Raw genomic sequence first — 26,473 nt, forward strand, 5'->3', positions numbered from 1 at the left:
AGACCGTGATGAAAAGCAAGGCAGTTTCGGCGGATAAGCTGATGGAAGACCTGCGACTGGTGGTGACGGACGCGGAGGAGTTGCTCAGAGCCACTGCCGGGCAGGCCGGCGAAAAAGTCGCTGCGGCCCGGGCGCGGGCGGAAGAATCCATCGATGCCGCGAAGGCCCGCATTGCGCAGGCCGGTTATGCCGCCGCAGCGCAGACTCGCGAAGCCGCCAAAGCGGCAGACGACTACGTGCACGACAATCCCTGGACTGCGGTGGGTGTCGCCGCCGCAGTGGGTGTCGTCATCGGCATTCTGATAGCAAAGAAGTAAGCCGGAACGCGTGGACGATCACGACGGCTCCAAACCGCCGCAAGGCCATCCGCTCAGCATGTTCGATTCGCTGAGGCAGTTGCTCGGTACGCTCGCCGGCATCGCGCAGACCCGCATCGAACTGCTCGGTACCGAAGTCGAGGAACAGGTCGCGCGCCTGACCTCGATGCTGTTGTGGACCATCGTCTCGCTGTTCCTGGCGTTTACAACGGTGGTCCTGATGGCGGTGGCCATCCTGGTCACGTTCTGGGATACCAACCGGATTCTGGTTGCCGTACTCCTTGCGGCGGGATTCGCGGTGCTCGCGCTGATCTCGTGGTTGCGGGTGAGGGCGGTGGCGCGGGGGAGGCCGCATCTGTTCCAGGCTACGCTCGAGGAACTCGCCAAGGATCGTGATCGCCTGGGTGGAAAATGAGCAGCCGACTGCGCGAAATCGACCGCAAGCGCCGGTTGCTGGTGGCGCGGGCAACCGAGCAGCGCGGCGAACTTGCCGTACAGGCGGCCGCGGTCCGGCAGTCGCTGGCTTTCGCCGATCTCGTCTGGCGCGGCTATCGCCACCTCAAATCGCGACCCGTCGGCGTCGCTATTGTCGCGGCCGCGCTGGTGGCGATCGGACCCGGCAAGTTGCTGCGCGTAGGCTATCGCAGCGGATTGATCGCCATGGCCGTGCTGCGGCTGATCAAGCTCTTCAGGACGTTGCGTTGAAGTCCCGTCCGGCATTGCTCTGAAACTCCGGCAGGCGCTGCAGGCGGGCATGCGGCGCCCATAGTTCGATCAGCAGCGGCTTGATCCGCTGCGTCGGCCCGCTCGACCAGAAGATTTCGCTTCCCGTCCCGCTCGCCCGCGCCGATCCGCGCAGCGTCAATTGCCTTGCCACTTCTTTTGCCACGGCTGTCCCGTTTTCGATGACCGCCACGCCGGGGCCGGCGATGCGCTGGACGATATGCGCGACCAGCGGATAGTGGGTGCAGCCGAGCACGATCACGTCGGCGCGTTCGGCCAGCAACGGCTCGACAAAGCCGCGCAGCAATTGCTCGGTGCGTTCGCCATCGAGATCGCCGCGCTCGATGTGCTCGGCCAGGCCGGCGCAAGGCTGCGCCACGATCCGGATGCCGGCTGCAAAGCGCTCGATCAGGCTCCGGTAGCGCTCACTCGCCAATGTGGCCGGCGTCGCGAGCACCCCTACCACGCCGCTGCGCGTGGCGGCAACGGCGGGCTTGACCGCCGGCTCGACGCCGACGAAGGGGATCGGCCATTGCGCTCGCAATACATCGATGGCCGCGGCAGTTGCCGTATTGCAGGCGACGACGACGGCTTTGGCCCCCTGCTGGACCAGAAACCCGCCGATTGCCATGGCCCGATCGCGAATTTTCTCCGGGGATTTTTGTCCATAAGGAACGTAGGCGGCATCGGCGACGTAGACGAGATTTTCGCAGGGCAGCGCCTGCCGCACGGCGCGCAGGATGGTCAGTCCGCCTACGCCGGAGTCGAAGACACCGATCGGATTTTCACTGCCGGATTGCGTCATTGCGCTGATGACAGAATGCGTGGCCCTTGCATGACGGAAGAAACTGCCGGACAGGTTATAGTAGAAGCCGGAATTCCTTCAACACGCCCATGCAGATCCTGGAGTCACCCGTAACGAACGCAACGGTCGCGCTGCCGGCATTGCCGCCGCTGTCCCTCTACGTTCATATCCCGTGGTGCGTGCGCAAGTGTCCCTATTGCGACTTCAATTCGCATGAGCTAAAACCACCTCACCCCCGCCCTCTCCCCCTTACGGCGGAGAGGGAGTTGGTAGGCATTGAACCGGAACTTGAAAGGAAATATCTCTCGGCACTCATCGCCGATCTGGAAACTGCGTTGCCGCAAGTCTGGGGGCGGCCGGTGTATACGGTGTTTTTCGGCGGCGGCACGCCGTCCCTGCTGTCTGCGCGTGGGCTCGACGACCTGCTGTCGGCCATCCGTGCGCGCCTGCCGCTCGCGCCGGATGCTGAAATCACGCTGGAGGCGAACCCGGGCACATTCGAGGCGCGCAAGTTTGCCGAATTCCGCGCGCTCGGCATCAACCGGCTGTCGATCGGCATTCAGAGCTTCAACGCCGGGCATCTCAAGGCACTCGGCCGCATCCACGACGCGGCACAGGCGCGGGCCGCTATCGAGATCGCACAATCAAGCTTCGACAATTTCAACCTCGATCTGATGTATGCGTTGCCGGGGCAGACGGCGGCACAGGCCGTGGCCGACATCGATACCGCGATCGGCTTTTCGCCTGCGCACGTCTCGGTCTATCACCTCACCATCGAGCCGAACACGCTGTTTCACCGACATCCGCCCAAGGTGCCGGACGACGAGGTGTCGGCCGACATGCAACAGGCCATCGAAACGCGTCTCGCCGATGCCGGTTACCGGCACTACGAAACGTCGGCGTTCGCGAAATCCGGACGGGAAGCCAGACACAATCTGAACTACTGGACCTTTGGCGACTATCTCGGCATCGGCGCCGGCGCGCATGGCAAGTTATCGTTCGCCGACCGGATCCTGCGGCAGATGCGCTACAAGCAGCCGCGCGAGTACATGGAACAAGCGGAAGCGGGTGTGGCCGTGCAGCAGGAGCAGACGGTGACGGTCGGCGACCTGCCCTTCGAATTCATGATGAATGCGCTGCGGCTCACCGATGGTTTCGAATTGTCGTTGTTCGCGGCGCGCACCGGTTTGTCGTTGCATGCGGTGCGCAAGGAATTGCAGGAGGCCGAGTCACGGGGATTGATCGATCGCGATCACCTGCGGCTGCAGCCGACGCTCAAGGGTCAGCGTTTTCTCAACGACCTGCTGCAGATTTTTCTACACGATTCCGCTTCGTAAACCAGCCGTCCCGATGACGGCAATAAGAGCGTTGACGCAAAGGACGCAGAGGAAAACCAGAGAGGACGCAAAGGAAGGCAAAAACAATGAAGGAACAAGTGACTCGCGGATATCGTTCTTGTTCAGTTTTTCTCTGCGACCTTTCTTGCCCTTCCTTTGCGTCCTTTGCGTCAACGCTCCTACGGCTGGCCATCGGCCAGCTTAGGTTTAGCCGCGAGCGAGGAAGACTAAATCGCGCACGACATGACCGAGCTTCAGCCCGCGGCTTTCGAATTTGGTCAGCGGCCGGTAATCCGGGCGTGGCGCAAAGCCCTCCACGCTGTTGACCAGCAGCGCCTCCCCCGAGAGTACCTCCAGGATCTGCGACGCATACTCCTCCCAGTCGGTCGCCACGTGCAGGTATCCGCCGGGCTGCAGCCGGCTTGCCAGCAGATGCACGAACGCGGGCTGCAGGAGCCGGCGCTTGTGATGGCGTTTCTTTGGCCAGGGGTCGGGAAAGAACACATGGACGCCGGACAGGCCGGTCGCCGGGATCATGTGCGTGACGACTTCCACCGCGTCGTGCCGGACGATGCGGATGTTGGTCAGTTGCCGCGCCTCGATCAGCCGCAGCAGACCGCCGACGCCAGGCGTATGCACTTCGATGCCGAGGTAGTCGTTTTGCGGATGTTCGGCCGCGATCTGCGCGGTGGTTTCCCCCATGCCGAAACCGATTTCGAGAAACTTCGGTGCGGACCGGGTGAAGGCGGCGTCGAAGTCGAACGGCGCGGCGGTATAAGCGATGCCGAACAGCGGCAGTAAGGAGTCGACGGCGCGCCGCTGCGCGTTCGAGACACGGCCCTGACGCAGCACGAAACTGCGGATATGTCGTTGTGGGGAGTTCACCGGGCGCGAATATAACGCCCTGCCGGCTGCAGCGCCAGACGTAGTCCGGTTATGGCTTTTGCTCGCCGCCCGCGGCAGCGTCGTCCTGCGCTTGCGCCGGCTCCGCCAGGCGCATCCTCAGGCTGAGTGTGGGCAGGTCCAGCGTGGACAGCGGCGGAGTGATTTCTCTCGATTTTACCGGTACGACCGAAACGGCCTTCACCGATTCGGCGCGGCGGGCCTCCGCCGATCCCGAGTAGGGCGTCCAGCCGACGAAGACCCAGCTTACGACCGCGGCTGCTGCAACCGTGACGCCGCCGGCCAGCGCGCCGCGATAGGAGCGCCGCGCCGGTGCAAAATCGGCGCCGGATGCATAAGAGCGGCTGTCTTCGACGCAGGCGGGCTTCGTGAAGTCGGCGATCCTGTTCTTCGTGATTTCGTCCAGGTCGTCTTCGATCGCGTCGATTTGTGCGGGCGGTGTCGGCTCTCCAGCAATTTCGCCGGCGATGCGCTCGTTCAAGACTTCCATTGCCGACACTTCCGGGTCCGGCTCCCCTGTCGCCGGTTCATCAGCCGCGATGGCCGCCCAGTTCTGCTCCTCCGACTCGGTGTCTTCGAATTCGATGCTGTCGGTCGTTTGCACGACGTTTGCGAGCGTCGAGACGGCGACGCGACTGGAAACAGGTGCGTACGCGCTTTGCTCCTGCGCACTGTCTTCCAAGATCTCGCGTTCGGCGGCGGCATGGGCACGGGCGCGATCATGCGCGGCCTTGATCCGGCTGCGTTTGTAGGCGATCTTCCGGCGAGCGGCCTCGGCTGCGGCCCGCAAAGCCTCGGTGCGTTCGGTTTCCGCGTGCAGCAACTCTTCCGCAGCGGCCCGGGCTTCCTGCTCAGCGGCGACCTGCGCCTGCGCTGTCTCATGCGCCGCGCTTTCAGCCTGCAACCGGGCCTGCGCGACCTCGGCGGCTTCCCGTTCGACGCAACGGCGCTCAAGTGCCATTTCGTCTGCTTTTTTCTCGACCTCTTCGCGTGTGCGGGTTTCGCGCAAGACCTCGAGTTCGGATTCGACCCGTTTCGCTTCGGCGACCGCCAGTTCCTTCTCGGCCCGTTCGCGTGCCAGCGCGGCGGCACGCGCGCGGATGGCCATGCGCGCGCGTGCCTCGGCCGCCTGGCCGGCCAGGTCCTCGGCACCGGCGGCGCCCTCGGCTTCCGCCAGCGCCTGCCTTTCCATGCAGACTTTTTCCTCGGCAGCCCGCAGACAGCGTTCCTCCGCCAAACGGCGCGCCTCCGCAGCTTCCTCGACCTGATCTTCCGCCAGACGACGTGCGGCAACGGTCTCTTCGAATCGTTGGTTCAGCTCCGCCAGTCGCGCGGCCGCAGTTTCAACCGCCGCCTGTGCTTCGGCGGCCGCAAACCGTTCGGCGTCGATGCGTTGTTGGGCGAGTTGCTGCGCCTGACGGTCGGTTTCGTTGCGCGCGCGCTGGGTTTCCCAGGCCGCAGCATCCAGCAGGACTTGCTGCTCGGCGATGACACGCGCCTCGCGTTCCTCTGCCGCGCGCGCTTCCACGGCTTCACGTGCCAGCGTTTCGGTCAGCGCACGGGCCCTGGCTTCCTGTTCGGCGTGGATTTCGGCATCCAGGCGTGCGGTCGTGGCGTCCTGCGACGCCAACTCGGCTTGTGCCCGCGCTTCCGCCGCGCGCTTCAGTTCGGATTCCGCACGCGCGCGCACCTCCGCCGATTCGCGCTGTTTGCGTTCCGCGGTCCGGCGTGCCTGCATTTCGCCCTGCGCTTCCTGCTCCGCGCCATGGCGCAACTCGGTTTCGTGCATGAGCGCGCACGCTTCATCGGCCCGCGATTTTTCGGCTGCGGCCAGTTCCCGCTCGATGCGCAGCTGGTTTTCCGCTGCGTTGCGTGCGCGGGCTTCATGCGCGACCCGCGCCTGGGCTTCCGCCGTGGCGGATTGCTCGGCCTTGATGCGGGCTTCCGATTCCGCGGCCGCGGCCGCTTCGGCTTCGATGCGCGCCAAAGACAGCAGTTTCAAGCGGGCATCGATGGTGGATCTCGAGTCGGCCAGTTCCCGGGCGCGTGCTTCGGCCGCGGCGCGTTCGCGAGCTTCCTGCGACGCACGGCTTTCGGCTTCGGCGCGCGCCCGCGCCTGCTCGACTGCCTGACGTTGCGCTTCGGCCCGCGCCAGCGCCTGCACTTCGGCGCGGGTCTCTTCCTGCTCGCGGTGCTCGTACGCTGCACTCAGATCGTTGAGTTGCCGCTTGAGTTCTTCCGCGCGAACACGGGCGCGTTCGCCCAGCGTGCGGTCGGTGCCGGCCTGGGCTTCGGCAAGGCGCGCGGCGTTGGCTTCGCTTTCCTCGCGTCGCCGCGCTTCCGTGATCGCGGCCTGGTTGGCGCGCTTGCGCTGTTCGGCGGCAGCAAGGGCCAGACGTTCCGCTTCGATGACGGCGAGGGCGGATTGCGCCGCTTCCTCGTCGGCGCGTGCACGCTGTTCGGTGAGTCGCGCCGCCTCGGTTTCCAGTCGCCCACGTTCTTCGGCCGCGGTGCGGGCGCGGACTTCACGCTGTGCACGGCTTTGCGCCGCCAGCGCCGCGCTGGTTTCGGCCTCGACGCGCTCGACGGCCTCCTGAATGGCATGCATCGCCGGAGAATGGGAAAGATCGCCGTCCCAACTTGGGTTGGGCGCCAGGCTCGGCGGCGGGTTCGCCGGAGTATTTCGTGTCGACATGGGATCCGTCCTCGTTCCAGGTTCGGCGAAAAAGCCGGGTGGGAGTCGAGACGGATTATCCGCAGGCTGGCAAATCGCCTAGCGGCGAATAGAAGGTGTTTCCCGGCCTATTTCCGGATTCAGGCGGCCTTGCCCTGACTGGCGGAGGCGATGACGCCGCCGGTCGGCGACGAGGGGGTGGCGGCGTAAAGCTTTTTCGGCATGCGGCCGGCGAGGCAGGCTTCGCGTCCGGCCTGCACGGCTTTCTTCATGGCCGATGCCATCAACACCGGATCCCGCGCGGCGGCAATGGCCGTGTTCATCAGTACGCCATCGCAACCGAGTTCCATCGCGATGGCCGCGTCGGACGCGGTGCCGACGCCGGCATCCACCAGGACCGGCACGGTCGCGTTGTCGATGATGATTTGCAGGTTCCAGGGATTGAGGAGGCCCATGCCCGATCCGATCAGCGAAGCGAGCGGCATCACCGCGACGCACCCGATCTGTTCCAGTTGCCGGGCGATGATCGGATCGTCGGAGGTATACACCATGACCTTGAAGCCTTCCTGGACCAGCGTTTTGGCTGCGGAGAGGGTTTCCACCATGTTGGGGTAGAGCGTGTGGGGGTCGCCGAGCACTTCCAGCTTTACCAAGTCGTGGCCGTCGAGCAGTTCGCGGGCGAGGCGCAGGGTGCGCACCGCGTCCTGCGCGCTGTAACAGCCCGCAGTGTTTGGGAGAATGGTATAACGTTGCGGCGTCAGTACGTCGAGCAGGTTGGGCTCACCCGGATTCTGGCCGATGTTGGTGCGACGGATCGCCACGGTCACGATCTGGGCGCCGCTCGCCTCGACCGCATCGCGGGTCTGCGCGAAATCCTTGTACTTGCCGGTGCCCACCAGCAAGCGCGATGAGTAAGGCTTTCCTGCGATGATGAGTTGATCCATGACTTCGGTGATGAGTGACTGGTGACTGGTGACTGGTCGAAGACTCGACAGCCGGGGTCTCCGCCAATCACCAGTCACCAGCTACCGATCACGGTCCTTCAGCCGCCCCCGACCGCGACCACGATTTCGAGCGCATCGCCATCGTTCAGTTCCAGCAAACCAAATTGGCCGCGCGGGACGATTTCGCCGTTGCGTTCCAGCGCGATGCGCTTGCCCTGCAACTCGAGTTGTTCGATCAGGCCGGCGACGTTCAGAGGGGCCGGAAAAGAGCGCGGCTGGCCGTTGATGATGAGCGCGATCACTTCAAAACACTCAATGAATTCTGTAAGATCAATGCTAGCACGCGGGTGTAGTTCAATGGTAGAACGAAAGCTTCCCAAGCTCTAGACGTGGGTTCGATCCCCATCACCCGCTCCATCTCAACTTCCATTGTTGCATTTGATGCGGCGCACCGTGAATATCCGTCACTTCGCGCTAAACTTCTTGAGGTTTGCGCCGTCAAGCCGACGTTGAGACCGAAGACTTTTCTTGCTTCCACTTTGCGAACGGCATATCAAATTCAATGGCGGTTTCCAAGTTGAAGTCAGGTGTCGTCACCCATCTTGCGGCGCCGGAGCAGTTCCTTGCCTTGGTGGAATTGTCGCCGGACGCCATCCTCATCCACACGGAAGGCTGCATTTCCTACGCCAATGCCGCGGCCGTACGGTTGTTGCACGCGGACAGTGCGAGCCAGATTGTGGGCGTGGAGGCTCTCGCGCTGGTTCATCCGGATGATCGCGAGATGGTGCGCGAACGCATTGCACGCCAGAATCGGGGCGAAAACGTGCCGCGGATCGAACAGCGCTACATGCGCGCGGACGGCAGCGTCGTCGACGTGGAAGTCACGTCCGCGCCATTTGTCTACGGCGGCCGCACGGCCATCCAGGTTTTCGTCCGCGATATCTCCGAACGCAAGGCCGCCGACCGGCGCATCGGCCGTCTGACCGACCTCTATGCCGCACTGTCCCTGACCAGCCAGGCCATCACGCGCTTGCGCGACCGCGACGCGTTACTCAACGAATGTTGCCGGATCGCCGTGCGCCACGGGGGCCTGCGGATGACATGGGTCGTGCGGGCGGCCCCGGAAACAAAGCGGGCGATCCGCGTTGCCACCAGCGCACCGGCTGCGGCGTATGAGGAAATCATCATCTCGCTCGACCCTGATCAAGCGGAGGGCCGCGGGCCTATCGCCATGGCGATACGGGACGATCGCAGTTACCTCTGCGACGACGTGATGGCGGATCCGAACATGGCACCGTGGCACGAGCCGGCCCGGCGCCACGGCCTGCGTTCGGCCGCCGCCTTTCCGCTGCACCGGGGTGGCAAGGTGTGGGGGGCCATCATCCATTATGCGGGCGAAACCGGCTTCTTCCGGCAAGACCTGGTCGACCTGCTGGAGCGCATGGCGGAAGACATCTCGTTTGCGCTGGATAACATCGAATCCGACACCCGGCATGCATTGGTGGAAAAAGCATTGCTCCAGCAGGAACGCAGGATCGAGACCCTCATGGGCAACCTGCCGGGCATGGCTTACCGCTGTCGCAACGACTCCCATTGGACCATGGAGCTGATCAGCGAGGGCTGTTTCGAGCTGACCGGATATCGCGTGGAAGAACTCCTGTTCAATGAGGTCGTCTCGTTCGAAAGCATCATCCATCCGGAAGATCAGCGTCGTGTCCGCGACGAAATCGATGCCGGCCTGTTGGAGCGCCGGCGCTTCGTCATCGAGTATCGGATCATCGGCAAGGATGGCGAAGAGAAATGGGTCTGGGAACGCGGACAGGGCGTCAACGACGAAAACGGAAACCTGATCGCGCTGGAAGGCTTCGTCACCGAAGTGACGGAACGCCGGCGCGCCGAACATAGCCTGCGGGAAAGCGAAGCACGTTTCCGCAGCCTGGTGGAGCTGAGCTCCGACTGGTACTGGGAGCAGGACGAGAACTCGCGCTTTACCGAAGTGTCACGCGGTTTTTATCAGCATGTGCGGCCTGAGGAGTTCATTGGCAGGGCGCGCTGGGAAATCAAAGGCGCGTTGCCGCCCGCCGAAGGCTGGGACGCGCATCGCCAGATGCTCGCCCGACACGAGCCGTTTCGCGATCTCGAGTACGGCAGGGTGCTCGCGGGCGGCATCATCCGTCACTTCAGTTTCAGCGGCGAGCCGATGTTCGACGAGGAGCGTCGCTTCAAAGGATATCGCGGCGTCGGCCGGGACGTCACGGCGCGTCGCAACGCGGAGGAGGATCTGATCCGCTTCCGTGCGGCCATGGAGACCTCGGCCGACGCGATCTTTATCACCGACTTCAGCACGATGCGCTACCTGGACGTCAACGACACAGCGTGTCGCATGCTCGGCTATTCGCGCGATGAGCTGCTGCGCATGGGCGTGCAGGATCTCAATTCGGACGAGGATCTGCCGCTGGTGCGCGGACTGTTCGACAACGTCAGGACGCAGGGAGCGAATTCCGGCGGCGCGGGCTCGGACCTCCGCCGCCTGCGCCGCAAGGACGGCAGCATCGTGCCCGTGGAGGTCTATCGCCGCTATCTGAAGAGCGGCGACAAAGACATTGTCGTATCCGTGGCGCGCGACGTTAGCGAACGTCTGAAGGCGCAGGAGGATCTCGTGCGCTTCCGGACCGCGCTGGAGACGTCCCCGGACCTGATCTTTCTGATCGACCTGCGGACGCTGCGCTACATCGACGCCAACGAAACCGCCTGCCGCATGCTGGGCTACCAGCGTGAAGAACTGCTGGGAATGAGCCTGCTGCAGATCAACGCCAATGTCAGCGAGGAGGACCTGCGTGGGAAATTCCAGGAAACCGTTGCGCTCGGTCCGGACCGGGTGGTAACCGAGGCGGAGGGACGTATGGCCCGCAGGAAGGACGGGTCGCTTTTTCCGATCGAGATCGCACGCCGCTATCTGCGCATCGGCGAGCGCGATATCATCGTCAGCGTCTCGCGCGACATCACGGAACGCAAGCGGGCCGAGGAGGCGTTGCAGTTGCGCAACCTCGCGATCGAGGCCAGTGTCAATGCAATCCTGATCACCAATCATCTGCTGCCGGATCAGCCGATCGAGTATGTCAACCCCGCTTTCGAGCGCATGACCGGCTATTCGTCCGCTGAGATTGCCGGGCGCAACTGCCGTTTTCTGCAGGGAGCGGACCGCAACCAACCCGAAATCGAATTGTTGCGCACCGCGATTCGCGAAGGCTGCGAAGCGCGGGTGGTATTGCGCAATTATCGCCGCAACGGCGATGCGTTCTGGGCCGAGCTCAGCATTTCGCCACTGCGCGACGCGAACGGGCGCATTACGCATTATGTCGGCGTGCTCAGCGACATCACGGAAGCGCGCAACGTACGCGAACAACTGGAACATCAGGCCAGCCACGATGCGCTGACCGGCCTGCCCAACCGCAGTCTGTTGTTCGACCGTCTCAACCAGGCCATCGCCCAGGCGCACCGCTACCAGCGCACGATCGCGGTGGCATTCGTCGACCTCGACAATTTCAAATTCATCAACGACAGCCTCGGGCACGGTGCCGGCGATCAAGTCCTCAGGATCAGCGCCGACCGGCTGAGGGCCTGCCTGCGCGAGGGTGATACCGTGGCGCGGCACGGGGGTGACGAATTCGTGCTGCTGCTCAACGATCAGAGCGGACGCGAATCGGTGACGCAAGTTGTCTCCCGCATTGTCGAAAAACTGGCCGCGCCGCTTGCCGCCGAAGGGCAGGAGCTCGCTACCACATGCAGTGTCGGGATCAGCCTGTATCCGGAACATGGAACCGATGCCGCGACACTGCTGAAAAACGCGGATGCGGCGATGTACCGGGCCAAGGCGCGAGGCAAGAACAGCTTCCGGTTCTACACCGTGGACTTGGGGACGCATCTGGGAGACAGACTGAAGCTGGAAACGCAGTTGCGGCGCGCACTGGAACTTGGCGAGTTCGTTCTGCACTATCAGCCGAAGATCGATTTGCGCAGCCGGGCCATCTACGGTCTGGAAGCACTGATCCGCTGGCGTCATCCGCAGGACGGACTGGTGTCGCCGGACCGCTTCATCGGTATCGCGGAGGAGACCGGCCTGATCGTCCCGATCGGCGAATGGGCGTTGCTCACCGGATGCGCGCAAGTCCGCGCGTGGAGCGATGCCGGCTTGCCGCCGATGATGCTGTCGGTAAATATTTCTGCGCGCCAGTTCAGGCGCGGCGATCTGGTGGAGACTGTGTCGCGGGCGTTGGCTGAAACCGGGCTCGCGGCGCAAAGACTGGAACTGGAATTGACCGAGAGCCTGGTAATGGAAAACGCCGAGGAGTTCATCGACACGCTTAACGCGCTGAAGAGACTCGGCGTTAGCCTCAGCGTCGACGATTTCGGAACCGGTTACTCCAGCCTGAGCTATTTGAAGCGCTTCCCGGTCGACAGGCTGAAGATCGACCAATCCTTCGTACGCGACATCGGCACCGATCCGAACGATGCGGCGATTGCGCGCGCCGTGATTCAACTCGGCCACAGCCTGGACCTGCGCGTGACCGCTGAAGGCGTGGAAACCGCGGAGCAGTTGCGCTTCCTGCGTGAGCACGGGTGCGATGAGGTCCAGGGTTTTCTGTTCAGCCGGCCGCTGGCGGCGGAACGGGTGGTCGAGCTGCTGCGCGAAGGCCTGGATCCGGCGACGATGAACGGCGCTTGACGATGGCGTCGCCCGCGTTCGGGCGTGATAATGGTGCCGTCAAGGTCAACGCGGGATGATGTCCATGAAGTTGCTGAAGTGGGTTCTGATTGCGGCTGGCGCCGTCGTACTTTTGTTCGCGGGGGCGCTTGCGTTCATTGCCGCAACTTTCGATCCGAACCAGTACAAAGCACAGGTTGCTGACCTGGTGAAGGAAAAAACCCGGCGTGCGCTGACTATCGAAGGCGACATTCGTCTCATGTTGTTCCCGAAGCTCGGCGTGCACTTGGGCAAAATCCGGTTGTCGGAATTCAAGAGCGACAAGGATTTCGCCGGCCTGGACGACATGCGGATTTCGCTGGCATTGATTCCGCTTCTGTCCAGGCAAGTCGTCGTGGACCAGATCCAGCTCGACGGGCTGCGCGCCAATCTGGTCAAGCACAATGACGGCAAGACCAACTTCGACGACTTGCTCGGCGAGGAAAAGAAGGAGGCGTCCGCGAAACCGGCGGAACCCGCAAAGGCGCAGACGCCGATCAAGCTCGAGGTCGAAGGCGTGCGCATCAGCAAGGCCGCGCTGGTTTGGAAAGACGAGACCACCGGGGTCGAGTGTGCGATTTCGGATTTCAACCTGAAGACTGGGCGCGTGGCGCCGGATGTCCCGACGAAATTCGATCTCGCCGCGACGATCAGGGCAACCCAGCCGAAAGTCGACGTCAAACTGCAGATGGGCGGCACATTGGTGGCCGATCTCGAAAAGCAGACGGCCAATGCCGATCTGGCGATGAAGCTGGATGAAAGCAACATCAAGGCGAAGTTTGCCGTCGCGGACTTCGCCGCGTTGCGCAGCACATTCGACATCGCGATCGACAGGCTCAACGTCGACAAATACCTGCCGCCGAAGAAGCCTGGCGAGACGGCGAAAGCGCCGACGGGTTCGCAACCCGAGCAGCCGATCGACTTTTCCCCGATCAAGAAACTCGATGTCGCCGGCAGCGTGCGCATCGGCGATCTCACCGCGTCGAATATCAAAGCGCAGAACGTGCGCGTCGACGTCAAGGCAAGGAATGGCCGTCTCGACGTCGATTCGCTGGTCGCGAATCTGTATCAGGGCAGCGTGAAAGGATTGGCGTCGGTCGATGCGAATACCAACCGCATTGCCATCAGGCAGAACCTGGCGGGAATCTCGATCGGTCCGCTGCTGCGCGACGCGATCGGGCAGGACCTTTTGGAAGGTCGAGGCAATGTGGCGCTGGACGTGACAACGACTGGCAATCTGGTTTCGGCGATGAAGAAAGCGCTGAATGGCACGGCCAAAATTGAACTCAAGGATGGTGCGATCAAGGGTATCAATCTGGCGCAGTCGCTGCGCAACGCCAAAGCGCTGTTCACCGGAGGCAAGCGCGAAGCGGAACAGGGTGCGGTGGCGGGCGAGAAGACGGATTTTTCCGAGCTGACCGCCAGCTTCGATATCAGGAATGGCATCGCGCACAACGGCGATTTCCTGGCCAAGTCGCCTTTCCTGCGGCTGACCGGAGAAGGCGATATCAATCTGCCGGAGAGCACGCTGAACTATCTTGCAAAAGCCGCCGTCGTCGCGTCCAGCGCCGGGCAGGGCGGCAAGGAGATGGCCGACCTCAAGGGCCTCACCATTCCCGTGCGCGCGTCCGGCCCGTTCACGGCGCTCAAATACAAACTCGAATTCGGTTCGGTCTTGGCGGATTCCGCCAAGCAAAAACTCGAGGAAAAGAAGGAAGTGGTCAAGGACAAGCTGGAAGACAAGCTCAAGGAAAAGTTGAAGAAACTGTTCTGACCAAGATGTCCGGATCCGCAATGAAGTCCTTTGCCGCGCGCGTGATCGAATGGCAGCAGGCGTTCGGCCGTCACGATCTTCCCTGGCAGCGCACGCGCGACCCTTACCGGATCTGGCTGTCGGAAATCATGCTGCAACAGACGCAAGTCTCGGCAGTCATTCCTTATTACGGGCGCTTCCTCGCGCGCTTTCCCGACCTTGCCAGCCTCGCCGCCGCTCCCGAAGACGACGTACTCGCCTTGTGGAGCGGGCTGGGCTACTACGCCCGCGCACGCAATTTACATAGTGCCGCACGGGCGATAGTCGAACGACATGCGGGAGTATTTCCGAATGCGTTCGACGAGATCGTTGCCTTGCCGGGTATCGGGCGGTCGACCGCCAGTGCGATCGCGGTGTTCGCTTTCGGTGCACGGCATCCCATACTCGATGGTAATGTGAAGCGGGTGTTCGCGCGCATGTTCGGCATTGCGGGCTTCCCCGGAGAGAAAAAAATCGAAACGGCCATGTGGATGCGCGCCGAGACCTTGCTGCCGTCGCGGAATGTCGACGCCTACACGCAGGGTTTGATGGACCTCGGCGCCGCCGTGTGTACCCGCGGTCGACCGCGCTGCGAGGTGTGTCCGCTGCATGACGGGTGCGTGGCCAGGCGCGAGAAGCGCATCGCCGTGTTGCCGGCTCCGCGGCCGAAGAAGCCGCTGCCGGAAAAATCCACGGTGATGCTGATCCTGCGGCGCAACCGCGAGGTGCTGCTGGAAAAGCGGCCCGCGCCGGGCATCTGGGGTGGCCTGTGGAGTTTTCCAGAAATTGCGGATCTGGGCGACGCAGCTTCCGCGATGCGTACGCGATTCGGCGCAGAAGTGATCTCGGAGGGCACGCTTCCCGATGTGCATCACGGCTTCACGCATTACGCACTCACCATTACACCCGCGCTGCTGCGGGTGACGCAGTTGGCGCTTCGCGCACAATCACCGGGGCTTGTGTGGCTGACGCCAGCCGATGCGATCGGCGCGGCGGTACCGGCGCCCGTTCGTGAAATTCTGCGCCAGCTCGAACGCGGCTAGGTGATCAGGCGGCCTGCGTGAGGTAGGCGTGCAGGCGCTGCAATCTCTCGCCGTCGTTGCGCAATTCCAGAAAATCCTGCTTTTCCTCCAGGTCCAGCGGCAGCACTTCCGCAAGCCGGTAGCTGGTCCAGCGCGGATCGTCATAGGCAAGCGGTGGAGAAAAATAATCCGCTCCGATTTTTTCGATGATCTGTTCCAACACGCGGCGACAAAGCGCGAACGATTCCCGCCGTATCGTGCCAGCGGTTTCTTCCAGCAATTCGATTTCGGCGCGGATCAACCCGTCCGATTGCGTCGTTTGCCGCAGGATGCGGAACGGGTGCTGGCCCCGGGTCTGCAGATGAAAGACACCGAGGTGGGGCATTTCCCATTCCACGATGAGGGCGGTGCAGCCCACCTGGTCGGGCACGGCGGGCAGTCCCACTTCCCGGCCTTCACGAATGCGGCACACCCCGAACGGCGTGGCATCTCGAACACAGACCTTGGTCATGTCGAGATAGCGTTGCTCGAAAATCTTCAACGGCAGCAGGCCGCCCGGATACAGGACGGTATTGAGCGGAAAAATCGGGATCGATGTCGTCATGTTGCTCAGTGCGAATGGGCGCAGCACACTGCAAACCAAAATCTCACCACGAAGACACATTGCCAGCGAGTCAACCGTCGACCTCGCCCCAGCGGGGCATCAGCGAATGCTGGACGCCGACGTGATCGAGGATGCGCGCCACCACGAAATCGACGAGATCCTGCGCAGTCCGCGGATGATGATAGAAGCCGGGATTGGCGGGCAGGATGATCGCGCCCGCACGAGACAGCCTGAGCATGTTCTCGAGGTGGATCGCGGACAACGGCGTCTCGCGCGGGACCAGCACCAGCTTGCGCGCTTCCTTCAAGGCAACGTCGGCCGCGCGCTCGATCAGATTGTCGGCCATTCCCGCCGCTATGGCCGCCAGCGTACCCATGGTGCAGGGACAAATCACCATCGCATCGGCCGGATTCGAGCCGGACGCGACCGGCGCGAACCATTCTTCGCGTCCGAAGGCCTGCAGCTGCCCGGGTTCCGCGCCGAAACGTCCGCTGAAAAATTCGGCTGCATCCTTGGCGCGCGGCGGCAACGGCAGATCCATTTCCTGGCGCGCGACAATCTGGGCCGCCGACGAATACAACAGATAAACCCTGACTTCCGCCTTGAGCAGGCACTCCAGTAGCCGGACGCCGTAGGGCATGCCGGACGCGCCGGTAAAGGCCAGCGTGATTGTTTCCGGCTTATTCACATTCGTGCGCGGGCAGCCGGACGCACGGCGGGCACGACCAGCTCACACCGACAGTTCCCGGTGGCGAACGAGAACATTGCGGCCACCGCGAAAGTGCGCAGCGAGCGCTTCGGCGAAGTACACTGACCGGTGGCGGCCGCCGGTACAACCGATCGCCACGGTGAGATAGGCGCGATTGTCGCGCACGAAACAGGGCAGCCATTTTTCGATGTAACCACGGATGTCGCTCAACATTGCGCGCGCGTTGTCATTGGCTTCGAGGAATGCGATCACGGCCGCGTCCTTTCCGGTGAGCGGTCGCAATTCGGGATCGTAATGCGGGTTGGGCAGGCAGCGCACGTCGAACACCATGTCGGCGTCGAGCGGAATGCCGTGCTTGAAGCCGAACGACTGGAATAGCAACCGCAAGCCGGGTTCGCCTGTATGCAGGGTGTCTTTCATCCAGGCCCGCAACACGCTGGGATGCAGGTCGCTGGTGTCGATGCGGTGGCCCAGATCGCCGAGGCCGCCGAGCAGTTCGCGTTCGTGTGCGATGCATTCCGGCAAGGTGCGATCGCGGTCCGCGAGCGGATGCCGACGACGGGTTTCGGAAAAGCGTTTGACGAGGGTTTCGGTCTTGGAATCGAGGAAGATCAGGTGCACATCGATGCCGCGCTCCTTGAGCTGCGACAGATAGCCTGGCAGTTCGGACAGCGTCGCGCCGCTGCGTACGTCGATGCTGACCGCGACGCGGTCGTAACCTTCCTGTGCAAGAAACTGTACCAGGCCATTGAGGAGCTTGGCGGGCAGGTTGTCGACGCAATAATAGGCGCTATCTTCGAGCACGTTGAGCGCGATGCTCTTGCCCGAGCCGGAAAGGCCGCTGATGACGACGAGCTGCATGATTCCCGACATGCGGACCTCAGCCGCGCCTGCTCAGTTGCTTTTCCTGCCGCTGGATGAATTCCTGGGTACTGTCGATGCCGCGCAACTGCAGGACGTAGTTGCGCACCGCCGCTTCCGCCAATACCGCGAGATTGCGGCCAGCCGCAACCGGCAGGACGACTTTGCGAACGCTGATGCCCATGATGTCTTCGGAACTCGCATTGAGCGGCAAGCGCTCAAGACCGGGAACGACGCTGCCAACCGGCTTTTCCATCTGCACGATCAGCTTCAGGTTCTTCTTGGTACGCACCGCGGTCTCGCCGAAGATGGTGCGGATATTGAGCATGCCCAGCCCGCGGACTTCCAGAAAATCCTTCAGCAACTCCGGGCTGCGGCCTTCCAGGGTTTCCGGTGCAATGTGATAGAGCTCGACGACATCGTCGGCGACCAATCCGCTGCCGCGCGAGATCAGCTCCAGTGCCAGTTCGCTCTTGCCCACCCCGCTCTCCCCGGTGATCAACATGCCCATTCCCAGCACGTCGAGGAATACGCCGTGGCGGGTGACGAACTCCGCAAGTGCGCGCCCGAGATAGGTGCGCACCACCCAGATGATCTGCAGACTGTGCAGGGGGGAGGAAAGCAGGGGGATGTTGCGCGACGTCGCGAATTCGGCAAGCGTGGCCGGAGGCTTTTCCTGTTCGCTGAGAATGATGCACACCAGGCCGCTGCCGGCCAGGCGAGCAAGGGCCTCGCGCTGGTCGCGTTCCCCGAGCGAGGCGAAATAGGCGGCTTCGGTACGGCTGAAAATCTGGATCCAGTTGGGATGGACCAGATTCAGGTGACCGATCAGTCCCTGGGAAGCCTGGTTGATCTCGCTGCTGTCGAGATACGGCGAAGGCTCACGCGGCCCGGAAATCCACGCGAACTTGAGCGCACCGGCATTGTCCTCAAATAGCTGCGCGACGCTGACCTGGGGCATGAGGTTCCCATTTGCTGATGACCTGCTGGACTGCCGCCGCAACCGGCAACCCTGCGAGTTGCGCGCGCAAGTCCTTGTCGCTGAACATCTGCGCCAGTTCCGAGAGAATCTGCAGATGCAGGTCGGTCGCCTTTTCCGGCACCAGCAGCACGAAAATCAGGTTCACCGGATTGCCGTCGGGCGCTTCGAATGGGATCGGACCGCTGGTGCGGACGAACGCGCCGGCGGCATCGCGCAGGCCCTTGATGCGCCCGTGCGGAATCGCGATGCCATGACCCAGCCCGGTCGATCCCAGGCGTTCGCGCGCGAACAGCGCTTCGAATACCTGGCTGCGGCCGATGCCGAGCGCATTCTCGAACAGCAGGCCGACGTGCTCGAACACCCGCTTCTTGCTGGTCACGTCGAGGTCGAGCGTGACGTTGGTTACCGGCAGCAGTCTGGAGATCAGACTCATGGCGGGCTCGGGGGGCGTGGTCCGGTTACACCGAGGGCAGGTTGCGGAAGGACTCTTCCTCGTGGTGATCGACGCTCTTCTCCTTGTGTTTGAGGATCTGGCGGTCGAGCTTGTCGGCCAGGCCGTCGATGGCGGCGTACATGTTCGCGTCAATGCATTCGACGTGGATATCCTTGCCGCGAACGTGCACGTTGGCCTCAACCTTGTGATCCAGTTTGTTGACGGACAGGATGACATTGACGTCAATGACGTGGTCGAAGTGACGGGTGATGCGGTTGAGCTTGTCGATGACGTAAGAACGGATGGCGGGAGTGACTTCCAGGTGATGACCGGATAGCTGAAGATTCATAGGCGTTCCCTCCATAGCGGGGGTTGATCAGATCGATTTACGGAGATTGACCGGGAGAATCTGCAGTGATTCCCGGTACTTCGCAATGGTGCGACGCGCCACCATGATGCCCTGCTTGCCGAGCACCTCGGAGATCTGGCTGTCGCTCAATGGTTTGCGCGTATCCTCTTCGCCGACCATCTGCCTGATCAACGCGCGGATGGCCGTCGCGGAACAGGCGCCGCCGGTTTCAGTGGAAACGTGACTGCCGAAGAAATACTTGAGTTCGAAAATCCCGCGCGGCGTCAGCATGAACTTTTGCGTCGTGACACGGGAGACGGTGGATTCGTGCAGGCCAAGAGTTTCCGCGATCTCGCGCAACACCAACGGCCGCATCGCGACCTCTCCGTGTTCGAAGAAGTGGCGCTGGCGATCGACGATGGCTTGGGACACCCGCAGGATGGTGTCGAAGCGTTGCTGCACATTCTTGATCAGCCACTTTGCCTCCTGCAATTGGCCGGCGAGCTGCTGGAAGCTGGCGTCGCGATTGCGGTGCAGGATATCGGCGTACATGCGGTTGATGCGAAGTTTCGGCATCGCGTCCGGATTGAGCGCCGTAACCCACATCCCCTTGGTCTTGCGAACCACGACGTCCGGGATGATGTAGCGGGTTTCACTGCCCGAAAAATTCGCGGCGGGCCGCGGGTTAAGGCCGATAATCAGCGCTTGTATCGTGCGCAGCATATCGTCGTCGCAGCGCAGGAGCTTTTTGAGCCGGAAATAGTCTCGTGCAGCGAAAACGTCCAGATGCTGCGTGACGACGAGCGAGGCTTCTTCCCGATATTGCGAGTCTTCGGGCAGCGCTTCCAATTGCAGGGCGAGACATTCACTAAGGTTGCGTGCGCCTACGCCAGGAGGATCCAGGCTTTGCAAGTACTTCAACCCGATGGTCAGTTGCTCGGAATCGATCTCGAGTTCGACTGGCAGCAGGGCCGCCAATTCGACGAGATCCTGGGTCATGTAACCATCGTCGTCCAGATTGTCGATCAGGAAAGCGACGATGCGCTTGTCCCGGTCGGGCATCTGCATGAGATTGATCTGGTCGAGCAGGTGATCGCGCAGCTTTGCCGGTTCCGCGGCCGCCTGCGGTGCTTCAGAGTCATCGTCGCCATCCTGCCCGCTGAAGGATCCATACCCGTCGTCGAGCGACCAGTCGGTTTCGCTCGGAGCGCGTTCGTCCGCCGGCTCGTTCTCGCCGGAGGCCGGGGCGGATTCGGACTCGGATGAGGTGGTCGACGTCGTAGCCGGGGTCAGCGTCGGCGGCGGGGCGGCCGCCTCTTCCTCGTCATCGCGCTCCAGCAGGGGGTTTTCCTGCAGAAAAGTCTCTATTTCCTGATTGAGTTCCAGCGTAGACAACTGCAAAAGCCGGATGGACTGCTGCAGTTGCGGCGTGAGCGTCAGGTGCTGCGAAAGTTTGAGCTGCAGGGAATGCTTCATCGGCTGGCTGTCGGTATCAGGCCCGGAAATGAGCGGCCCGGAACTTCGAGGACGGCATGCGGCCCTACAGCCTGAAATGCTCGCCCAGATAGACTTTTCTTACACTTTCATTATAAACGATTTCCTCAGGTTTGCCGGCGGCCAGCACGGACCCGTCGTTGATGATGTAGGCGCGGTCGCAAATGCCGAGTGTCTCGCGCACGTTGTGGTCCGTGATGAGCACACCGATGTCCCGCTCCCGCAGGAAGCGGATGATTTTCTGGATGTCCAGCACCGCGATCGGATCGACCCCGGCGAACGGCTCGTCGAGCAGGATGAAGCGCGGCTGGGTGGCCAGCGCCCGCGCGATTTCCACGCGCCGGCGTTCGCCGCCGGACAGGCTTATTGCAGGGCTGTTGCGCAAATGGGCGATGTGCAGATCGTGCAGCAGCGTATCGAGCTGAGAATGAATCTCTTCTTCCTCCAGGTCGCGCAGTTCCAGAACCGCGCGGATGTTCTCCGCGACGGTCAGCTTGCGAAAGATCGACGCTTCCTGGGGCAGGTAGGATAGTCCGAGGCGGGCGCGGCGGTGGATCGGTGTATGGGTGAGTTCCCGTTCGTCCAGGAACAGGTCGCCGCTGTCCAGTGCCACTAGGCCCACCATCATGTAGAAACAAGTGGTTTTGCCCGCACCGTTGGGTCCGAGCAGACCCACCACTTCACCGCTGGAAACATCCAGGGAGACATCCTTCACGACAGTGCGCGCCTTATAGCGCTTCTTCAGTTTTTCCGCGCGCAGTCGGCTCATCGATGAATGGACAGGAAGGGCGTCTTGCCGTCATTGTTTCGGAGGTTGCATCGACGCGGAGGGTTTCAGTTCCACGGGGCCCGGTGAGGTGGCAGGCGCTCCGGGCTTCGGTTTGGGCTGAATGACGGCACGCACCCGCCCCTGCGGATTGCCGGTGGTGGCGGCAGACTTGCCCCCGCCGATCACCTGGAAGAATTCGGTGACCGCGTTGTAGGAAATGTAGTCGCCGCGGACTTCGTCTCCGCCGCGCTGGATGCGCGCGTTGGTGAACATCTGCACCTTGTCGGCCTTGCCGTCGTACTCGAGGCGCTCGGAGAAGCCTTCGATGTATTCGTCGTAGCCTTCGCGCTTCTGGCGAAAATGAGCCGGATTGCCGTAGGCAATACCGTACTGGAAACCCTCGGCATCCTGCTTGACGATGATCTTGTCGGCCTTGATGGTCAGCGTGCCCTGGGTCAGCGTCACGCTGCCGACGAATACCGCTTCTTTTTTGGCATCATCCAGATCGACGCGGTCGGCCTCAAGGTTGACCGGCTTGTCGCGATCCGCGCGTTCCGCGCCCGCCAGCAGCGGAATGCCCAGACCGACGGCCAGTGCAGTGACCGCCGCCAGGCGAAGCAGCCTACTGGCGGCTTGAACGTTGCTGCTTTTGAACGGAGCGTTTGGGGATTGCATAACTGGCCTTCACCTCGGACAGCAGTTTGATCTCGCGGGTGACATTGTTGAATTCTAAGCCAACCGAACTGGCTGTGGAATTTCCCTCCACCATGCGCACCGGTTTGTCGGTCTTGGCCAGGTCCTTGTCGGGAATGACATGCAGGAAACTGGTGAACACGCCGAGTTCGGCATTGCTCGCATAGGCCGAACGGATAATCTGCACGTCGCCACGGAAGAAAACGTCGTCGCCGCCCTGGACGGCTTCGGCCGTTTCGGACCGAATCGTCACCGGCGCACGCTGATAATCGAAGTAGACGAGCCGCGGCAATTCCAGTTGCGTGCTGTTGTCGTCCGGAAAATGCACCATGCGCTTGGCCGCGAGCGCGTAGCGACGCGTTCCGTCGGGATTCATCTTCACCGCCGAAAACCCCTCGACGATGAAGTCCGGATCGTGCCGGGTACTGCCGTCAGCGCGATGCGCCGCCGGCTGGACCTTCCGATCCAGCCAGAAGCTCATCGTCGCCAGCAGTGCCAGCAGGACTAGCGGCGACCAGGTGATGAGTCGATCGTTCACGCCAGGTAGGTCCGTAACTGGTTTTCCAGCGTTCCGCGCGCCCGCAGCAGAAATTCGCAGGCTTCGCGCGCCGCGCCCCGCCCCCCCGCGGTGCGGGTGACGTGGTGCACGTTACTGCGCACGACTTCGGGCGCATTCGGCACGCTGAAGGCGAGTCCGCAGCGACGCAGCACCGGCAGGTCCGGTAGGTCATCGCCCATGAAGGACGTTTCTTCTTCGGCGAGATCGAGTTTGCGCAGCAAGCGCCGGTAGGACTCCAGCTTGTCGTCGACGCCCTGCAGAAGATGCGAAATGCCGATTTCCTTCGCGCGCAACGCCACCACTTTGGATTTGCGCCCGGATAGCAATGCCGTGACGATGCCGCTTGCCGAAAGCATTTTCAAACCGAGCCCATCGAGAACATTGAAGGCCTTCATCTCTTCACCGCGCTCGCTGAGATAGATCGTTCCGTCCGTCAGCACGCCGTCGACATCGAATATGGCAAGCCGGATGCGATGCGCGCGCACAATCATGCGTTTGTTCATTTTGCGATCGCCCGGCGTTTGAATGCGGCTTCGAATGGCGGCATGCTCAAATGACTTTCGCGCGCATCAGATCGTGCGTGTTCAACGCGCCGACGAGGTGCTGATTCGCGTCCACCACCAGCAGTTGCGAGATTTTGTGCTGCTCCATGATGTCGGCAGCCTCCGCGGCGAGTTGATCGGGCCGGACGAAGTGCGGATTGGGAGTCATCAACTTTCCGACGCTCATGGACCGCAGGTCGTCGCCCTTCTCCAGCGCACGTCGCAGATCGCCATCGGTAAAGATGCCGACGATCCGCTTCGCGTTGTCGGTCACGGCCGTCATTCCCATGCCTTTTCGTGAAACTTCGAGAATGGCCTCCGAGAATGATGCGATCTGCGGCACCGACGGAATGGCCGGCCCGGTGCGCATCACGTCATGCACGTGGGTGAGCAGGCGGCGGCCCAGGCTGCCACCGGGATGCGAGCGTGCAAAATCTTCCTTGCCGAATCCGCGCGCCTCCAGCAGCGTAACCGCCAGTGCATCGCCCAGCGCCAGCGCCGCCGTGGTACTGGCCGTGGGTGCAAGCCCTAGCGAACAGGCCTCTTCCGCCACTTTGGCGTCGAGATGCACATCGGCCTCGCGCGCGAGCGTTGAATTCGGATTGCCGGTCATGGCGATGAGCTTGCCCCCAAGGCGTTTGATCAGCGGCACGATCACCAGCAATTCATCGCTCTCCCCGGAATTGGACAGCGCGATCATGACGTCATCGCGAGTCACCATGCCGAGATCGCCATGACTGGCCTCCGCCGGATGCACGAAGAACGCCGGGGTGCCGGTGCTGGCCAACGTGGATGCGATCTTGCGCGCGATATGCCCCGACTTGCCGATGCCGCTGACCACCACCCGGCCCTTGCAGCCGAGCACGATTTCCGCGGCACGCACAAAATTCGCATCGAGCCGATCGGCCAGTTCGCGGACCGCGCGCGCCTCGATCTCGAGTACGCGCCGGCCTGATTCGAGTGCCTGCCCGGAGTCGAGATTTCCCAGTTCTGTCATGGCCATCGAGTATAACCCATGGACGACGGTGACCGATCCCGGACGGGAAAAACGCTGTGCTAGAGTCTGCTTGCCCCGATCTGTTCCCGATGTGCGACCCCATGAGTCTCGGAATCCTCGAACTTGTGCTCCTGCTGCTTGCCGCGGCCGTCGTGGTCGTGGTGATTTTCAGGGTTCTGAAGCTGCCCGCGCCACTGGGCTATCTTCTCGTCGGCGTCATCATCGGGCCGCACTCGATCGGCCTCATAGCCGATAACGAGGACACCCGCTACCTCGCCGAATTCGGTGTCGTCTTTCTGATGTTCAGCATCGGCCTGGAATTCAGCCTGCCCAAGCTGATGACCATGCGGCGCATGGTGTTCGGCCTGGGGTCGGCGCAGGTCGGCGTGACTTTGCTGGCCTGTCTCGCGGCCGCCGTCCTGTTGGGCCAGGATTGGCGCAGCGGGCTGGTGCTCGGCGGCGTGTTTGCCATGTCGTCGACGGCAATCCTCGCCAAAATGCTCGCGGAGCGCCTGGAACTGAACACGCCGCACGGCCGCCGCATCATCGGCATCCTGCTGTTCCAGGACTTGGCGGTTGTGCCCCTGCTCATATTGTATCCAGCGCTCGGCCTGGGCGGCGAGGCCGTGGCGCGCGCGCTGTTGATCGCGCTGGCCAAAGCCGGTCTCGTGCTGTTCCTGTTGTTGACCGTCGGTCAGCCAATGATGCGCCACTGGTTCACGTTGGTGGCGCGCCAGAAATCTCCCGAGCTGTTCGCGTTGAACGTGCTGTTGATCACGCTCGGATTGGCGTGGCTGACCGGACTGGCGGGCCTGTCGCTGGCTTTGGGAGCGTTCCTCGCCGGCATGCTGATCTCCGAAACGCAGTATCGCTATCAGGTCGAGGAGGACATCAAGCCGTTTCGTGACGTGTTGCTGGGATTGTTTTTCGTCACCGTCGGCATGCGGCTGGATTTGCATGCCCTGGCACTCGACTGGAAGTGGATCGGGTTGCTGCTGATTGTCGTGATGGGCGGCAAGGTTGCGATCATCACGGGCTTGAGCCGGTTGTTCGGCGCCGAGCCCGGGGTCGCGCTGCGCACCGGCCTGGCGCTGGCGGGCGCAGGCGAATTCGGACTGGTCCTGGTGGCGCAAGCGGCACAGCTGGCATTGTTGCCGATCCCGGTACTGCAGGTCACGCTGGCGGTGCTCGTGCTGTCGATGCTGATTTCGCCCTTCGTTATCGAGCATAGCGAGCATCTGGCGCGCCGCTTCAGCGGCGCCGAATGGATGAATCGCGCCATGGCATTGCATAACATCGCCATCCAGACGATGTCGACGGACGGTCACGCGATCATCTGCGGGTACGGGCGCAGCGGCCAGAATCTGGCGCGCTTTCTGGAAAGGGAGAACGTATCGTTCATCGCTCTTGACCTTGATCCGCAACGAGTCAGGGAAGCGGCGGCCGCGGGCGAGAGCGTGGTTTTCGGCGATGCCGCGAGACGTGAAGTTCTGATTGCAGCCGGCCTGCTGCGTGCCAGGGTCATGGTGGTGTCGTACGCGGATACCGGTTCCGCGCTCAAGATTCTCGCGCTGGTTCGGGAACTGCGGCCGGGGCTGCCGGTGGTCGTGCGAACCGTCGACGACAGCGATATCGACCAGCTGAAGCAGGCGGGCGCCGCGGAAGTGGTCGCGGAAATCCTCGAGGGCAGCCTGATGCTCGGCACGCAGGCGCTGATGCTGCTCGGCGTGCCGCTGAATCGCGTGCTCAGAAGGATTCGCGAGACCCGCGAGCAGCGCTACAGCCTGTTCCGCGGATTCTACCGGGGTGTAACCGACGACATCGACGAGCAGAGCGACAAGCTGCAACCGCGACTGCATTCCATCGTGTTGCCGCCCGGATCGCGTACCGCCGGCAGGACGCTGCAGGAACTCGATCTCGCGCGCTTCCATGTGGACGTGACTGCCGTTCGCCAGCGCAACATTCGCGATTCCTCGCCAAAGGCGGACACGCGGCTCTGCGAAGGAGACGTAATTGTCTTGCGTGGCTGTCAGGAAGATCTGATCGAGGCCGAAATGTTTCTGTTGCAGGGCTGAGGCACAAAAAATAGCCCGCGCGAGGCGGGCTATTGGTCGGAAACTGACGAAAGTTAAGGTATTAAATGCTCATGCACACTGTAAAGCTGTCCGCAGGAGCAGCCTGTACTGCGGCCGTGGTGGACGGCGCTCCCGGGATGGCCGA

General features: G+C 62.6%; 25 protein-coding genes and 1 tRNA gene. 9 read left to right on the forward strand and 17 right to left on the reverse strand.

Annotated features, from left to right (window positions below; genetic code table 11):
• Positions 1–8: 8 nt before the first annotated feature.
• From HY067_18205 to HY067_18215, 3 genes are read left to right on the forward strand one after another with little or no spacing between them, the layout of a single operon-like run.
• Positions 9–317, forward strand: coding sequence for a DUF883 family protein (locus HY067_18205; GenBank protein ID MBI3529885.1), 309 nt, complete (start codon positions 9–11; stop codon positions 315–317).
• Between the two features lie 10 nt (positions 318–327).
• Positions 328–732: a phage holin family protein gene (locus HY067_18210; protein MBI3529886.1), complete on the forward strand. Its 405-nt coding sequence runs from the start codon at positions 328–330 to the stop codon at positions 730–732.
• Positions 729–1,022, forward strand: coding sequence for a hypothetical protein (locus HY067_18215; protein ID MBI3529887.1), 294 nt, complete (start codon positions 729–731; stop codon positions 1,020–1,022). The genes HY067_18210 and HY067_18215 overlap by 4 nt, the downstream gene beginning before the upstream one ends.
• Here HY067_18215 and HY067_18220 read toward each other — a convergent pair.
• A complete protein-coding gene (locus HY067_18220) occupies positions 1,006–1,845 on the reverse strand; it encodes a glutamate racemase (protein ID MBI3529888.1) in 840 nt (279 codons plus the stop codon). The genes HY067_18215 and HY067_18220 overlap by 17 nt on opposite strands.
• A gap of 89 nt (positions 1,846–1,934) precedes the next feature.
• On the opposite strand from HY067_18220, the gene HY067_18225 reads away from it, so the two are divergent.
• On the forward strand, positions 1,935–3,182 hold the full coding sequence (locus HY067_18225) for an oxygen-independent coproporphyrinogen III oxidase-like protein (GenBank protein MBI3529889.1): 1,248 nt from the start codon (positions 1,935–1,937) through the stop codon (positions 3,180–3,182).
• 207 nt (positions 3,183–3,389) lie between these two features.
• Here HY067_18225 and trmB read toward each other — a convergent pair whose 3' ends face one another.
• The 4 genes from trmB to thiS all read right to left on the reverse strand — a co-directional run bounded on the left by trmB (position 3,390) and on the right by thiS (position 8,005).
• Positions 3,390–4,067 (reverse strand): tRNA (guanosine(46)-N7)-methyltransferase TrmB, encoded by a 678-nt coding sequence (trmB, locus tag HY067_18230; protein MBI3529890.1) that lies wholly within the window; start codon positions 4,065–4,067, stop codon positions 3,390–3,392.
• A 49-nt stretch (positions 4,068–4,116) separates the two neighbouring features.
• Positions 4,117–6,780, reverse strand: coding sequence for a hypothetical protein (locus HY067_18235; protein MBI3529891.1), 2,664 nt, complete (start codon positions 6,778–6,780; stop codon positions 4,117–4,119).
• A 119-nt stretch (positions 6,781–6,899) separates the two neighbouring features.
• Positions 6,900–7,703, reverse strand: a complete 804-nt coding sequence (locus tag HY067_18240) for a thiazole synthase (protein MBI3529892.1) — start codon at positions 7,701–7,703, stop codon at positions 6,900–6,902.
• A 98-nt stretch (positions 7,704–7,801) separates the two neighbouring features.
• Positions 7,802–8,005 (reverse strand): sulfur carrier protein ThiS, encoded by a 204-nt coding sequence (thiS, locus tag HY067_18245; GenBank protein MBI3529893.1) that lies wholly within the window; start codon positions 8,003–8,005, stop codon positions 7,802–7,804.
• A gap of 41 nt (positions 8,006–8,046) precedes the next feature.
• Here thiS and HY067_18250 point away from each other — a divergent pair.
• The 4 genes from HY067_18250 (at position 8,047) to mutY (ending at position 15,282) form a co-directional block, all read left to right on the forward strand.
• Positions 8,047–8,120: transfer RNA gene (locus HY067_18250), tRNA-Gly, on the forward strand.
• Between the two features lie 145 nt (positions 8,121–8,265).
• Positions 8,266–12,429 (forward strand): PAS domain S-box protein, encoded by a 4,164-nt coding sequence (locus HY067_18255; GenBank protein ID MBI3529894.1) that lies wholly within the window; start codon positions 8,266–8,268, stop codon positions 12,427–12,429.
• A gap of 64 nt (positions 12,430–12,493) precedes the next feature.
• Positions 12,494–14,221: an AsmA family protein gene (locus HY067_18260; protein MBI3529895.1), complete on the forward strand. Its 1,728-nt coding sequence runs from the start codon at positions 12,494–12,496 to the stop codon at positions 14,219–14,221.
• Between the two features lie 20 nt (positions 14,222–14,241).
• Entirely contained in the window at positions 14,242–15,282 is a 1,041-nt protein-coding gene (gene mutY / locus HY067_18265) for an A/G-specific adenine glycosylase (protein ID MBI3529896.1), read from the forward strand.
• Positions 15,283–15,286: 4 nt separating this feature from the next.
• On the opposite strand, the gene HY067_18270 is transcribed toward mutY, so the two are convergent.
• The 12 genes from HY067_18270 to HY067_18325 form a co-directional block, all read right to left on the reverse strand.
• A complete protein-coding gene (locus tag HY067_18270; GenBank protein MBI3529897.1) occupies positions 15,287–15,865 on the reverse strand; it encodes an LON peptidase substrate-binding domain-containing protein in 579 nt (192 codons plus the stop codon).
• A 70-nt stretch (positions 15,866–15,935) separates the two neighbouring features.
• On the reverse strand, positions 15,936–16,553 hold the full coding sequence (locus tag HY067_18275; protein ID MBI3529898.1) for a UbiX family flavin prenyltransferase: 618 nt from the start codon (positions 16,551–16,553) through the stop codon (positions 15,936–15,938).
• A gap of 42 nt (positions 16,554–16,595) precedes the next feature.
• Positions 16,596–17,435, reverse strand: coding sequence for an RNase adapter RapZ (rapZ, locus tag HY067_18280; protein ID MBI3529899.1), 840 nt, complete (start codon positions 17,433–17,435; stop codon positions 16,596–16,598).
• A gap of 19 nt (positions 17,436–17,454) precedes the next feature.
• Complete coding sequence (locus HY067_18285; GenBank protein ID MBI3529900.1) at positions 17,455–18,396, reverse strand: HPr kinase/phosphorylase; 942 nt, start codon at positions 18,394–18,396, stop codon at positions 17,455–17,457.
• Positions 18,365–18,850 carry a PTS sugar transporter subunit IIA gene (locus HY067_18290; GenBank protein ID MBI3529901.1) on the reverse strand — a complete coding sequence of 162 codons (486 nt, stop codon included), beginning with the start codon at positions 18,848–18,850 and terminating at the stop codon, positions 18,365–18,367. Before HY067_18290 ends, HY067_18285 begins: the two co-directional genes overlap by 32 nt.
• A gap of 25 nt (positions 18,851–18,875) precedes the next feature.
• Positions 18,876–19,199, reverse strand: a complete 324-nt coding sequence (raiA, locus tag HY067_18295; GenBank protein ID MBI3529902.1) for a ribosome-associated translation inhibitor RaiA — start codon at positions 19,197–19,199, stop codon at positions 18,876–18,878.
• A gap of 27 nt (positions 19,200–19,226) precedes the next feature.
• Positions 19,227–20,675 carry an RNA polymerase factor sigma-54 gene (locus HY067_18300; GenBank protein ID MBI3529903.1) on the reverse strand — a complete coding sequence of 483 codons (1,449 nt, stop codon included), beginning with the start codon at positions 20,673–20,675 and terminating at the stop codon, positions 19,227–19,229.
• 64 nt (positions 20,676–20,739) lie between these two features.
• Positions 20,740–21,462 (reverse strand): LPS export ABC transporter ATP-binding protein, encoded by a 723-nt coding sequence (gene lptB / locus HY067_18305; protein ID MBI3529904.1) that lies wholly within the window; start codon positions 21,460–21,462, stop codon positions 20,740–20,742.
• Positions 21,463–21,492: 30 nt separating this feature from the next.
• Positions 21,493–22,137, reverse strand: coding sequence for a lipopolysaccharide transport periplasmic protein LptA (lptA, locus tag HY067_18310; protein ID MBI3529905.1), 645 nt, complete (start codon positions 22,135–22,137; stop codon positions 21,493–21,495).
• Complete coding sequence (gene lptC / locus HY067_18315; protein ID MBI3529906.1) at positions 22,085–22,693, reverse strand: LPS export ABC transporter periplasmic protein LptC; 609 nt, start codon at positions 22,691–22,693, stop codon at positions 22,085–22,087. Before lptC ends, lptA begins: the two co-directional genes overlap by 53 nt.
• Positions 22,690–23,217: an HAD family hydrolase gene (locus HY067_18320; GenBank protein ID MBI3529907.1), complete on the reverse strand. Its 528-nt coding sequence runs from the start codon at positions 23,215–23,217 to the stop codon at positions 22,690–22,692. Before HY067_18320 ends, lptC begins: the two co-directional genes overlap by 4 nt.
• Before the next feature lie 46 nt (positions 23,218–23,263).
• Complete coding sequence (locus tag HY067_18325; protein ID MBI3529908.1) at positions 23,264–24,253, reverse strand: KpsF/GutQ family sugar-phosphate isomerase; 990 nt, start codon at positions 24,251–24,253, stop codon at positions 23,264–23,266.
• Between the two features lie 89 nt (positions 24,254–24,342).
• Here HY067_18325 and HY067_18330 point away from each other — a divergent pair, with 89 nt between their 5' ends.
• Positions 24,343–26,328: a cation:proton antiporter gene (locus tag HY067_18330; protein MBI3529909.1), complete on the forward strand. Its 1,986-nt coding sequence runs from the start codon at positions 24,343–24,345 to the stop codon at positions 26,326–26,328.
• Positions 26,329–26,473 lie beyond the last annotated feature (145 nt).

This window comes from Betaproteobacteria bacterium, from assembly GCA_016194905.1.
Lineage (GTDB): Bacteria > Pseudomonadota > Gammaproteobacteria > Burkholderiales > JACQAP01 > JACQAP01.

Bases quoted from the DNA above. Each gene is read 5' to 3' on its own strand.
- HY067_18205 (MBI3529885.1), top strand. From the start codon at position 9: ATGAAAAGCAAGGCAGTTTCGGCGGATAAGCTGATGGAAGACCTGCGA.
- HY067_18215 (MBI3529887.1), top strand. From the start codon at position 729: ATGAGCAGCCGACTGCGCGAAATCGACCGCAAGCGCCGGTTGCTGGTG.
- HY067_18220 (MBI3529888.1), bottom strand. From the start codon at position 1,845: ATGACGCAATCCGGCAGTGAAAATCCGATCGGTGTCTTCGACTCCGGC.
- HY067_18225 (MBI3529889.1), top strand. From the start codon at position 1,935: ATGCAGATCCTGGAGTCACCCGTAACGAACGCAACGGTCGCGCTGCCG.
- HY067_18235 (MBI3529891.1), bottom strand. From the start codon at position 6,780: ATGTCGACACGAAATACTCCGGCGAACCCGCCGCCGAGCCTGGCGCCC.
- HY067_18240 (MBI3529892.1), bottom strand. From the start codon at position 7,703: ATGGATCAACTCATCATCGCAGGAAAGCCTTACTCATCGCGCTTGCTG.
- HY067_18255 (MBI3529894.1), top strand. From the start codon at position 8,266: ATGGCGGTTTCCAAGTTGAAGTCAGGTGTCGTCACCCATCTTGCGGCG.
- HY067_18260 (MBI3529895.1), top strand. From the start codon at position 12,494: ATGAAGTTGCTGAAGTGGGTTCTGATTGCGGCTGGCGCCGTCGTACTT.
- mutY (MBI3529896.1), top strand. From the start codon at position 14,242: ATGAAGTCCTTTGCCGCGCGCGTGATCGAATGGCAGCAGGCGTTCGGC.
- HY067_18270 (MBI3529897.1), bottom strand. From the start codon at position 15,865: ATGACGACATCGATCCCGATTTTTCCGCTCAATACCGTCCTGTATCCG.
- rapZ (MBI3529899.1), bottom strand. From the start codon at position 17,435: ATGCAGCTCGTCGTCATCAGCGGCCTTTCCGGCTCGGGCAAGAGCATC.
- HY067_18285 (MBI3529900.1), bottom strand. From the start codon at position 18,396: ATGCCCCAGGTCAGCGTCGCGCAGCTATTTGAGGACAATGCCGGTGCG.
- HY067_18290 (MBI3529901.1), bottom strand. From the start codon at position 18,850: ATGAGTCTGATCTCCAGACTGCTGCCGGTAACCAACGTCACGCTCGAC.
- raiA (MBI3529902.1), bottom strand. From the start codon at position 19,199: ATGAATCTTCAGCTATCCGGTCATCACCTGGAAGTCACTCCCGCCATC.
- HY067_18300 (MBI3529903.1), bottom strand. From the start codon at position 20,675: ATGAAGCATTCCCTGCAGCTCAAACTTTCGCAGCACCTGACGCTCACG.
- lptB (MBI3529904.1), bottom strand. From the start codon at position 21,462: ATGAGCCGACTGCGCGCGGAAAAACTGAAGAAGCGCTATAAGGCGCGC.
- lptA (MBI3529905.1), bottom strand. From the start codon at position 22,137: ATGCAATCCCCAAACGCTCCGTTCAAAAGCAGCAACGTTCAAGCCGCC.
- HY067_18320 (MBI3529907.1), bottom strand. From the start codon at position 23,217: ATGAACAAACGCATGATTGTGCGCGCGCATCGCATCCGGCTTGCCATA.
- HY067_18325 (MBI3529908.1), bottom strand. From the start codon at position 24,253: ATGACAGAACTGGGAAATCTCGACTCCGGGCAGGCACTCGAATCAGGC.
- HY067_18330 (MBI3529909.1), top strand. From the start codon at position 24,343: ATGTGCGACCCCATGAGTCTCGGAATCCTCGAACTTGTGCTCCTGCTG.